At 60.3% G+C, this 11,938-nt stretch carries 7 protein-coding genes; 5 read left to right on the top strand and 2 right to left on the bottom strand.

What is annotated here, in order from left to right:
* Positions 1–2: 2 nt before the first annotated feature.
* From JSQ98_RS01920 to JSQ98_RS01900, 5 genes are all read left to right on the top strand, one after another.
* Positions 3–1,946 (top strand): site-specific DNA-methyltransferase, encoded by a 1,944-nt coding sequence (locus JSQ98_RS01920; RefSeq protein ID WP_249290682.1) that lies wholly within the window; start codon positions 3–5, stop codon positions 1,944–1,946.
* A gap of 4 nt (positions 1,947–1,950) precedes the next feature.
* Positions 1,951–5,028, top strand: coding sequence for a type III restriction-modification system endonuclease (locus JSQ98_RS01915; RefSeq protein ID WP_211648133.1), 3,078 nt, complete (start codon positions 1,951–1,953; stop codon positions 5,026–5,028).
* Positions 5,029–5,088: 60 nt separating this feature from the next.
* Positions 5,089–6,084 (top strand): hypothetical protein, encoded by a 996-nt coding sequence (locus JSQ98_RS01910; RefSeq protein WP_211648132.1) that lies wholly within the window; start codon positions 5,089–5,091, stop codon positions 6,082–6,084.
* Positions 6,085–6,162: 78 nt separating this feature from the next.
* Entirely contained in the window at positions 6,163–9,465 is a 3,303-nt protein-coding gene (gene mobF, locus JSQ98_RS01905) for a MobF family relaxase (protein WP_488153837.1), read from the top strand.
* Between the two features lie 105 nt (positions 9,466–9,570).
* Complete coding sequence (locus JSQ98_RS01900; RefSeq protein ID WP_211648131.1) at positions 9,571–10,164, top strand: hypothetical protein; 594 nt, start codon at positions 9,571–9,573, stop codon at positions 10,162–10,164.
* Between the two features lie 16 nt (positions 10,165–10,180).
* On the opposite strand, the gene dprA is transcribed toward JSQ98_RS01900, so the two are convergent.
* Both dprA and JSQ98_RS01890 read right to left on the bottom strand, forming a co-directional pair.
* Positions 10,181–11,173 (bottom strand): DNA-processing protein DprA, encoded by a 993-nt coding sequence (gene dprA, locus JSQ98_RS01895; RefSeq protein WP_211648130.1) that lies wholly within the window; start codon positions 11,171–11,173, stop codon positions 10,181–10,183.
* Positions 11,174–11,234: 61 nt separating this feature from the next.
* Complete coding sequence (locus JSQ98_RS01890) at positions 11,235–11,567, bottom strand: sulfate permease (protein ID WP_211648129.1); 333 nt, start codon at positions 11,565–11,567, stop codon at positions 11,235–11,237.
* Positions 11,568–11,938 lie beyond the last annotated feature (371 nt).

The raw sequence follows: 11,938 nt of genomic DNA, 5'->3' as shown, positions 1-11,938 counted from the left end.
GAATGACGTCACCCGATCTGACTGACGCCAACATCTCGAAACTCGCTGAACTGTTCCCGACCGTGGTCACGGAGACAACTAGTGCTGACGGCAGCGCCAAGTCCACCATCGACTTCGATCTCCTCAGACAAGAACTCTCTGACCACATAGTTGAGGGCCCCCAGGAGCGCTATCAGCTCGACTGGCCAGGCAAACGAGCAGCAGCCTTCGCCGCGAACGCGCCGATCGCCAAGACGCTGCGCCCTGTACGCGAAGAATCGGTCGACTTCGATACGACGAAGAACCTTTTTATCGAGGGTGACAATCTCGAAGCTCTCAAGTTGCTGCAGGAATCATACCTCGGCAAAATCAAGCTGATCTACATCGATCCTCCTTACAACACCGGCAACGATTTTGTCTATGAAGATGACTTCGCCGAGTCAAGCGCTGAGTACCTCGCGCGCTCCGGACAGAAGTCTGAAACCGGCGAACGCTTCGTCGCAAACGCTGAATCCAATGGGCGTTTCCACTCGGACTGGCTGAGCATGATGTATTCCCGGATGAAGCTAGCACGTAATCTCTTGAGTGATGATGGGCTGGTAATCGTTGCGATTGCCGACCACGAGCATGGCAATCTTCGCATTCTGCTGGATGAGGTATTCGGCCGGGACAATTTCCTTGCAAACATAGTTTGGCAAGGCGGCAGCAAGAATGATGCCCGTTTTACATCGCAAGGCCTCGACTACATGCTTATCTATGCACGGAATATCTCTCGCTTGATTGACGATGATGTCCGGTGGACGGAGCCAAAGAAGGGCCACGCGCGGGTGATGGACGTGGCTAGAGAGATATGGGAAGCATCAGGACATGATGCTGTTGCGGCTACCTCCGCTTTTCGGAAGCGGCTCCGCGAAATGCGCTCTGAGCTTGAACCGGCCGTGTTTCGGTACGACCAGATCGATGACTCCGGTCGTCCCTTTCAATCGGACAACCTGGCGAAGCCGTCTGCAACAGGGACGTCCCGGTACGACCTTGCGCATCCGGTAACGGGACTTCCCGTGAAGATGCCGAAGGAGGGATGGCGGTTCAGTCCTACGACCATGGCTGACCGTATCGCACAGGGCAAGATCATTTTTGGCCCTGACCACACGAGCACGCCTCGCTTGAAGCGCCATCTTGACGAGATGGACACGCAGGCGATCAAGCCAGTTTTTACGCAGGAGCGCGCTAGCGCAGCTTATGCGCTCAAGAAGTTGCTCAATAGCGACGTATTTCCATATACCAAAGACGTCGATGTCCTGGCTAAGTGGATTAGCGCTGTCACACAGAGCGATCGAGATGCCGTGATCTTGGACTTCTTTGCCGGATCAGGCTCTACTGGACATGCCGTCATGAGGCTGAACGCAGCTGACAACGGGAATCGGCGTTTCATCCTCGTCCAGCTCGACGAGACCATCGAACACGCTGATTACGGAAGTATTCCAGATGTTGCCCGTGAGAGACTGCGCCGAGCTGGGGTACAGGTGAAGACCGAGATAGGCCAGCATGGCTCTGAACTCGACGTTGGTTTTCGCTCTTTGCATGTCGCGACAAGCAACATGGTTGATACTCACGCCACGGCGGACGATTTAGTGCAGGCAGCCTTGTCCGATGCTATCCGCAGCGTGAAGCCTGATCGCACGGATGAAGATCTCCTCTTTCAAGTTCTGCTCGATTGGGGTCTAGATCTCACTGAAACGATTGATCTCAAGTCAATTAGTGGTCAACAAGTGCTGTCTGTGGCCGACGATTCTTTGATCGCCTGTTTCGCTGCGGAGGTCTCTGTCGAACTGGTCCAGGAGATAGCGATCCTTCACCCGCTGCGTGCAGTATTCCTCGACTCGAGCTTCGCAACCGACGCCACACGCATTAACGCAGAGCAGGTTTTCCGCGAGGTTTCACCCGAAACTGAAGTAAGGACCATCTGACGCGATGAGGCTCCAATTCAAAGTTCAGCAGTATCAGACCGAAGCTGTTGATGCCGTTGTCGACGTGTTCACCGGACAGCCATTCGCTGACGGGGTGAAGTACCGCGTTGACCCAGGCAAGGACACCACGTCTGCGTTGTTTGATGACGCGGGTTTACGTAACGCCGAGATAGCAATTACGCCGCCGCAGCTCCTTGCGAACGTCCAAGACGTCCAGGGGCGTCGAGGACTTCCGCCTGCGAGGGATCTGAAGGACCCCGCTAAAGTGTCCGCCGCGCCGCTCAACCTCGATATCGAGATGGAGACTGGCACTGGCAAGACGTATGTCTACACGAAGACGATCATGGAACTACACAAGCGCTACGGCTGGTCAAAGTACATCGTGGTGGTGCCATCGATCGCGATCCGTGAGGGCGTTAAGAAGTCGTTTGATATCACGGCCTCGCACTTCCAACAGCTCTACGGGACAAAGCCACGCACATTCGTCTACAACTCGTCACGCTTGCACGAGCTCGAGCGCTTCTCCTCGGACGCAGGCGTACAGGTCATGATCATCAACATCCAGGCTTTCAACGCCACCGGCAAGGACGCCCGCCGCATCTACGAGGAACTTGACGACTTCCAGTCACGAAAGCCGATCGACGTGATTGCAGCCAACCGTCCAATTCTGATCCTCGATGAGCCGCAGAAGATCGAAGGCGACGCGAAGAAGCCCTCGAAATCATTGGCTGCACTCGGTCTCTTCAACGCGTTATTCGCGCTGAGATACTCCGCGACGCACAAGATCGAGCGTACGAAGGTGCACCGTCTCGATGCCGTCGACGCGTACAACCAGAAGCTGGTTAAGAAGATCGCTGTGCGTGGCATCACCGTGAAGCATCTGGCGGGCAGCAGCGCCTATCTGTACGTTGACGGTCTTGAGCTTGGCAAGGGCGCTGGCTTCCCGAAGGCGCGTGTTGAGCTGGAAGTGCAGACTGCGCAGGGCATCCGCCGCCAGGTGAAGCGGCTAAGCCAGGGCAGTAACTTGCATGCGATCTCGGGTGGCATCGAGGCATACAAAGACCTCTTCGTCCGCGACGTTGACGCAAACCGAGACATCATCGAGCTAAGCAATGGTGACGTGCTCGGTGCCGGTGAGGTCACACAAGACGTTACCGATGATGTAAGGCGACGTATCCAGATCCGGGAGGTAATCCGCGCTCATCTCGACAAGGAACGCGAGTTGTTCGCGCAAGGGATCAAGGCGCTCTCACTGTTCTTCATCGATGAGGTCGCGAAATACCGGGACTACGACCGCGAAGACACGCTCGGAGACTACGCACGAGTCTTCGAGGAAGAGTATGACGCGATCCTCGCCGACTACCTGAGCCAGCTCGACATTGAAGAGGCCGCTGAACGCTTCCGTAAGCATGTTGAAGCGATTCCGGTCCGGTCAACTCATGAAGGCTACTTCTCGATCGACAAGAAGACGGGTCGTTCCGTCGACGGCAAGATCGCAGCACGGGGTGACTTTGCAGGGCAGTCCGACGACGTCGACGCCTACGACCTGATCCTCAAGGACAAGGAACGCCTACTGTCGTTCGATGAGCCGGTGCGGTTCATCTGGTCCCATTCGGCACTGCGCGAAGGTTGGGATAACCCGAACGTTTTCGTTATGGGGATGCTCAAGAAGAGCGACAACACGACAACGCGCCGTCAAGAGATCGGTCGAGGTCTTCGCCTGTCAGTGGACCAGCACGGCGAGCGGATGGACAACCCTGCCACCGTGCACGACATCAATGAGCTGACAGTTGTCACCGATGAGTCATACACGGAGTTCGTCACCGCCCTGCAGAAGGAAATCGTCGAGTCACTGTCTGCTCGCCCACGCACCGCGAGCGTGGAGTACTTCGTGGGCAAGCACATCACGCTTGAAGATGGCTCAACCAGCGTGCTGGAGCAGTCCGTAGCACAGGCTCTTTACAATCACTTGGTTCGTCACGACTACATCGACGATGCAGGTCAGGTCACCCAGGCTTACAAGGATGCCCGAGTCGCGGGCACGCTAGCCGCGCCAACATCAGAAGTTCTGAAGCCGCTCGTCGACTTCGCCTGGCCGCTCGTTGACGCCCTGTACCTCGACCTCCCCAAGCCGATCGATGGGCGTAAGCCGAAGAAGATTCCATTCAACGAGGCAAACTTCAAGCGTCGCGAGTTTCAGGCCCTGTGGGGCAGGATCAATCACAAGGCGGTCTATCAGGTCGAGTTCGACTCTGAAGAACTGATTCGCAACTGCGTGCAGGTGCTTGACAAGTCCCTCAACGTCGCGGTCATGCATTACGTGGTGGAGAGCGGACAGCAAGTGGTCGAGCTCGAAGTCGAGCAGCTCGAGTCGGGTACCGGTTTCAAAGTCACCGAGACGGAGGTCGCTGAGTCCGCGGTCTCGGCTGGCTCCACTGTAAAATACGACCTGCTCGCCGAAATCGCTGAGAAGACTCAGCTCACGAGGCGCACCTGCGCGGCAATCCTTACGCGGGTTAACCCGGGTACGTTTGCGAAGTTCAAGCAGAACCCCGAGCAGTTCATTACCGAGGTTGCGAAGCTGATCAACGAGCAGAAAGCCACCGTCATCATTGAGCACCTCGCGTACAACACGCTGGAGGACTCGTTCGATTCAACAATCTTCACAGAGAACCAGTCCGCTCAGGACTTCTCGAAGGCAAGCGAGAAGCTGAATAAGCACGTCTATGACTACGTGGTGACAGACTCGAAGATCGAGCGCGAGTTCGTGAAGAAGCTCGATGTGAGCTCCGAAGTGGCCGTCTACGCGAAGCTGCCCCGCGGCTTCTTCATCCCGACACCCGTCGGCGATTACAACCCGGACTGGGCGATCGCGTTCAACGAGGGCATCGTGAAGCACGTGTACTTCGTCGCAGAAACGAAGGGCTCGCTGTCTACACTCCAGCTCAAGGGAGCCGAGAACGCAAAGATCGAGTGTGCTCGGAAGTTCTTCGAGCAGGTCAACCAGCGTAACGGTGACGACGTGAAGTACGACGTCGTCACCGACTACGACGAGCTCCTTCAGTTGGTTACGGCCGCATGAAAGTTATCGGCGAGTCCCGCGACTATGTTCTATGGGCCGCACTCTCTGCCGGGGTACGAAATGAATAGCCAAGCCCCTGAATCGGCGACACAAGAGAACTCGACGTGGTTTGATGAGCTGCTTGCCGACTTGAGTGCGCGCTCGGAAGCAACGTTGGCAGAGCTCCAAGACCAGAACCCTGCAGACATCGATGTGGCAACACGGGTGCCGTGGCTGTCGCGTCAAGTGCTCGACTGGTTATACGAGATTCGGGCTTCTCTGAACGCTGAGTCTCGAGCAGCAGTCGAGGCTTGGAAAGAATCCGAGCGTAGGCAAATGCGCCGGTTTCGCGAACTTGTCGAGCGTGCAGAGCAGCGTTTTCAAGCCTCGCTCCCTCCGAACTGGCACGGTGAGGGCTTAGACTTCCCTGCCGTCGAGGAGTTAGAACAGCTTCAGCTATTCGAAGGGCTCCCACTCGCGTGGGTCCCTCCCTCACAAGTATTGCGGCGACTGCTCCGTGTTTCTTCCTTCGCAGAACGGCGGAAAGTCATCGAAGAAGAATCCACGGTGATCTTGACTTCGTGCGAATCAACGCTGATGCAAGTGCACGATCCACGACTCACCGAGTGGAAGGCAACTGCACTTGAAGCTGTAACCGTGATGCAGGCGGGGTCTTTTCGAGCCGGTCAGGCGCTTGCAACCGTAGCGCTTGATTCCGCGGTCACGGAGTTCGTGACTAATGGCTACCAGCATGCTGTGGCTCAAACTGTCAAAGGCAAAGCGACTCCACCGGGCACTCTTGCAACCAGTTTGCCTGCATGGGACGACGTGGACCACCCGCGTGCTCTCCTTGTGTTTTATGGCCTTTGGGGGGCGCATAAGCGGTACTGGAAGAAGCGTGGGGACGATGTTCCTGACATCTACTCGCGTCACGCGACGGTGCATACGATGAGCGATCGGCAGTACACAAACGCTAACGCGCTCATTGCGGTGATGCATCTGATCGGTCTCCTCTGCATGCTCGACGAGATGATGACCGAGCAGCGAACGAAGCTGACGTCCGCCAACCGGTCCTGAACGAAGCCCACGCGTCTGGCAGATCGAGGTCACTGACCGGTGCTGCGCACCTCCTCCTTGACGGGAGGATGTGCTGCGGTGACTGTTTCGATGCGAGTCATGTCGGCGGGCGACGGCTACAAGTACCTCCTGCGTACCGTCGCCACCGGCGATGTCGACCGTACCCTCTCGACCCCGCTAATCCGCTACTACAATGCCGAGGGAACACCGCCCGGACGGTGGATGGGCGCCGGTCTCCCCGGACTCGGTGACGGCAGCCTCGCCGAAGGCAGCGTGGTCTCCGAAGCACAGCTCCAACTCCTCATCGGCGCAGGCCGTGACCCGCTCACCGGCGAACCGATGGGCCGTGCGTACCCGATCTACAAGAACCTGGACGAACGCATCCCCGCGCGGGTGGACGCGCTCGATTCCGAATCGTCGCTGGGCGAAAAGGCGACAGCAACCGCGGACATCGAAGCCGAAGAAGCAACGAAGATTCCGCGCCGAGCGGTCGCGGGGTTCGACTTCACATTCTCGATCCCGAAGTCCGCGAGCGTGCTCTGGGCCGTCTCCAACGCGCCCACACAACAGCTCATCGCGGACGCTCATCATGCAGCGGTGGCGGAGATGGTTGCATTCATGGAGCGCGAGGTTGCGGCCACCCGCACCGGTGCAAACACTGGCGACGGGGCGGTTGCGCAGGTCGACGTCCGCGGCCTGATCGCCACCGCGTACGATCACTTCGACTCACGCGCTGGCGACCCGCACCTGCACACGCACGTCGTGATCAGCAACAAAGTGCAAGCCGTGCTCGACGGCAAGTGGCGTTCGCTCGACTCCCGTCCCATGCACGCTGCCACGGTCGCGATCTCAGAGCTTCATGAGGCCGTGTTCGCTGACCGTCTCCCCCGCGCGCTCGGTATCGGATGGGAGACGCGCGATCGGGGCAAGGACCGCAACCCCGTATGGGCAATTGCTGCCATTCCCGAGACACTGACATCTGAGTTCTCGTCCCGGTCGCGGCATATCGATGAGGAGAAGGATCGTCTCATCGCCGAGTACGTCGCGCAGCATGGGCATAGGCCGTCGGCGACGACGATCATCAAGCTCCGCGCCCAGGCGACACTCGCGACTCGTCCCGCGAAGACACTGCACTCGCTGGGCGATCTGACTGCCGGGTGGCGGGCGCGCGCCAGCAAGATCCTCGGCACCGATGCAACCACATGGGCATCCTCAGCAATCGGAACCGAGGCGCCGCTTCTGCTCCGAGCGGAGGACGTGCCGTTGGACGTGATCGAGGCGACCGCCGCACGTATCGTGGAGGCGGTGAGTGAGAAGCGCTCGACGTGGCGGCGCTGGAACCTCACCGCCGAGGCCGCGCGCCAGTTCAAGGGCTACCGCTTCGAGTCCTTCGAAGACCGTGAAGCCATCACCGGGCTGGTCACGCACGCCGCGGAACGTGTGTCGCTGAGGCTGACACCGTTCGAATTGGCATCGTCTCCGGTCGAGATTCGCCGGTCAGATGATTCCTCGGTTTTCCGTCCGAAGCACTCGACCGTCTACACCTCACATGCCCTCCTTGCCGCCGAAGACAGGCTGCTCGACCGCACCCGCGATCTCGCAGGCCCGAAGATCACTGCAACCGCGCTTGCACAGGTATTGCAGCATCCCGCCCGGAGTCAGCACCAGCTCGGCGACGACCAAGCATCCGCCCTCACAGCCATTGCAACGTCCGGTCGCGTGGTCGATCTACTCGTCGGGCCCGCAGGCGCGGGGAAGACGACCGCGATGCGCGCGCTTCGCCACGCTTGGGAAGCCGAACACGGCGCTGGGTCCGTGGTGGGCCTGGCGCCGTCGGCAGGCGCGGCCGAGGTGCTGAGTGTGGATCTCGGGATCGCGACGGAGAACACCGCGAAGTGGTGGCAGAACCACCTCACCGGCACCGCCCACCTCGAACCTGGCCAGTTGATCATCGTTGACACGTACCTGGAGCACGGTCGCATCGCCGACGGTGACACCGCCACCATGATCAACGATGCCTACGCTGCGTGGAAAACAGATCGCAGCGCCGGTCGCGCGTCGCTCTTGGTATCTGATTCGAACGAGTCCGTGCACGACCTGAACGAGCGTGCGCGCACGGATCTGATTCTCGAGGGCATCGTGACCGGCCCGCGAGAGGCGATGCTCCGCGACGAAGCACGTGCTGCCGAGGGAGACACGATCATCACGCGCAAGAACGACCGTCGACTCCAGACCGGGCGCGGGTGGGTACGCAATGGTGACAGGTGGACCGTCCTCGACGTCCGCACTGACGGGGCGCTGCTCGTCCGACGCGCCGGATTTACCCGCGGCAGCAAGGCTTTGCTTCCGGCAGACTACGTCGCCGAGCATGTCGATCTCGGGTACGCCGTCACGTCATTCCGGGCGCAGGGTGTCACCGTTGATTCCGCGCATGTGTTGGTGGACTCGTCGATGACGCGCGAGAACCTGTACGTCGCGATGACGCGCGGACGCCACGGCAACCGGGCCTATGTCGCCGTCGACCGACCCGATGACGCTCACGAGACCGCGCACCCCGCGGACTATGTCGGTGCCACCGGCCGCAGCGTTCTGTATGGGGTGCTTCAGCATCAGGGCGTGGAGCTCTCGGCGCACGAGACGCTCGCCGTCGAACAGGAACGTTGGGGAACGATCGCGCAGCTCGCCGCCGAGTACGACACCCTCGCAACAGCCGCACAACACGACCGTTGGGCTGATCTCATCCGCCGCTCCGGCCTTGGCGACACTGCGGCGGCCGCGGCCATCGAGTCGGAAGCGTTCGGACCGCTCGCCGCGGAGTTCCGGCGGGCGGAGGCGTACCATCACGATCTCGAGGCGCTGCTCCCGAAGCTCGTAATGGCACGTCCGTTCGAGGATGCCGACGACATCGCCGCCGTGCTTCGATACCGCGTAGCCGGAGCAACAGCGCGGTTCACTAGCTCCGGCCGTACGCGAACCGTTCCTCGCCTCATCGCAGGCCTCCTTCCCGAGGCGGTCGGCGCGATGAGCACGGACATGAGACAAGCGCTTGAAGAGCGACGAGACCTGATCGAAGCCCGCGCCGACGCAGTCCTTGATCGAGCAGCCGCCGAGCATGCCACTTGGACGATGGATCTCGGGAAGCCACCGACCGATGCACGTCCGCTCGACATTTGGCGTCGCTCTGCTCGAGTCGTTGCCGCTTACCGTGACCGCTATCAAATCACCACAGACACGGTCTTGGGCGCACCAGCCGAGACAACCGCGCATAAGCGTGACCAGGCTCTTGCTGAGGCCGCGCTGAAGTCGGCGCATCGAGCATCGCGCACGGCGGAGCAGCCTGCAGCTCCCGGCGCGCGAGCGCACCACGGGCCGCGACTCTGACACGATCTTTCCCTGTCGGTGGTGCGCCGTACAGTCGTGATCGGGTACATGAGGAGGAAGGTCACCGTGTCTACGACGATCGATGTCTACCCGTCGTCGGCGCACGTGCCGACATTCGGCGAACTTGCCGACGCCGTCCAACAGGTCCTGATCTCGCAGCGCTCCAGTCGATACTTCGTACAGCACGTGGGCGCAATCCCCGTTGAGGAATTGCGCCCCTACATTGAGCGTGTGGTTGAGCCGTCCGATCGGAGCGTCATGCAGCGTTTCGATGATGAGGCAGAGCTCTTGAACTTCCGCGGTGAAGATTACGGATGGCTGTCGTCCGCGGCTCTGGAATCAGGATTCGACTTCTACTTCGACGACGAACCGGACCTGTCCGGCGACTGCTCGCACGCCGATGTCATCTCCGACTATGCGAAGCGCGCCGGAAGCATCGGCACCTTGCAAGGCTTCCCGTTCGATCGGGCGGCCGAGGTCGAGTGGTGCTGGCACCTCCGCCTGCAAGCAGCGCAGCCACTGTGCACCCGGTTGCTGGCGGGATACGCCGCGGTGGCACTCGCGCGCCTCACCGACGGCTTCATCCACGCTGAAGACGGCGGGGTCGATTACGACCGGGCGCCGACCGACCCGGAGACCTTTCTGGCCGCTTATTCGGAATGGATCACGCGCGAGATCCTCGGAACGTCAATGTCCTGAGCACGGAGCTCAACCTTCAGAGCGTGCGCTGCGTCGCGCTGTGTTGCTGCTCAGTTCGAACGACCGGCGTGCCGATCGACGGAAAGTCGTGAGCACTCTCATCGTGGGCGATCATGTCGGCGATGTCGGTGGCGTTGGCGATCACGTTTGCGCGGCCTTGCTGCAGCAGCAGGTTCGTGCCGTAGCTCGCAGCACTCGTGATTGGGCCAGGGACTGCGCCGAGCTGTCGTCCGAGTGATTCGGCTTCGGCGGCGACGTGCATCGATCCTGACCGGGTGCCTGCCTCGACGATCACCGTCGCGGCGGAGAACGCAGCAAGGAGTCGCGACCGTTCGATGAACCGCTGTCGCGTCGGAGCGCTACCGGGAGGAGTCTCAGAGACGATGAGTCCTGATTGTCCGATCCGGTCGAACAAGTCTGCATGCCCGGACGGGTACGGGCGGTCAATCCCTGACGCAAGGACTGCGATGGTGCTTCCGCCGTGACTGAGCGCGCTGCTGTGCGCGGCGCCTTCGATTCCGTAGGCGCCACCGGCGACGATCATCACGTTTTCGTGGGCCAAGTCGCTTGCGAGTTCCTCCGTGACGTGTTGCCCATATTCGGTCACGGCGCGTGCCCCGCTGATGGTCACGAGACGCTGCGCTCCCACCTCGAGAAGGCCCGAATCTCCGCGCGCCCACAAGCCGTATGGTGCTCGATCGCCCAGGTCGTTCAGCTGTATCGGCCACCCCTGGTCGTCGGGGGTCACGAAGTCAAAGTGATCGCTTTGTGCCATGATCTCAGCGATGCGGTCGAGGGTGATCCGGTTTCGAGCACGGTCTCGCCAGACGGCACCATCGACCTGGTCCATGCCAGGGATACTGTTCTCACTTTCGATGACCTTGACAGTATTGACGCCGCCGAGGGTCGCCAGTAGTCTGCCGGTCGGTGAGCTGTTCGGCTCCGCGATAATCGCGAGCACCATGCGTGCGGATCGCTCATCTCGAGCGAGATCGGCGAGGGTAGGCATCGGTGTCTCCTTCAGAGTCGAGATACACCGATCAGGTGCGCACGACCGCCCACTTCCGCCGCTACGCGATAGAGAACGACGCGCGCCGAGCGCGACTTTCCTGCAGGCGCACTCGCGCCAGCAGGATCAGCGAGACAGGGCCGTGCACGATGAATTTAAGAGCGTTCCAGATGCACACGAGCATCACGAGGTAGAGCCACCTGGACCCGCCGCTATCGATAAGTGCGGTCATCACGCTGGCCGCGTAGAAGTAGACGACAGCGAGGAGCATTGTGGGCACGCCCCATTTCAAGCCGCGGCGGGTGCGGAGTGCGTTGAGAGCGATGTTGGTCGGCATGAACCGGCGCATGAAGCTACGGACGTAGACGCTGAGGATCCAGATGAGACGAATCATGGGAACAGTCCTTCCTGTCAAGAGGCGACAGGTAGTGGAATGTCCGTGGAGCCGAGGTTCCGCGTCGTGCCACCACGACGAGTGGTGGCGTAGCAGGTAGAGATCGCCTACTTCGAGAGTACGCCTGATCTCAAAAGCTCGGAAGTGTCAGGTGTGGGGCCCACATGTCACACACCGAGGAACAACTTCCCAAGTTCACCTATCCGTGCAGCAGCCCACTCTTCGCAATCAGGGGTGTAGTAGCTGTCTGAAACCAGCCATCGTGTGTCGGCAGTTGGCGAAGTTCGGTGTATTAAGTGCCTCATCGCGCAAATCCCGAAGCTCCCGTTGCCGTTCGAGATCGTCCGTGGTTTGCCGTATCAACTGGTGTC

Source organism: Leucobacter manosquensis (assembly GCF_018304845.1).
Lineage (GTDB): Bacteria > Actinomycetota > Actinomycetes > Actinomycetales > Microbacteriaceae > Leucobacter > Leucobacter alluvii.
The sequence above is the reverse complement of the archived record's forward strand: the minus strand, read 5'-3'. Positions and strand labels throughout refer to the sequence as shown.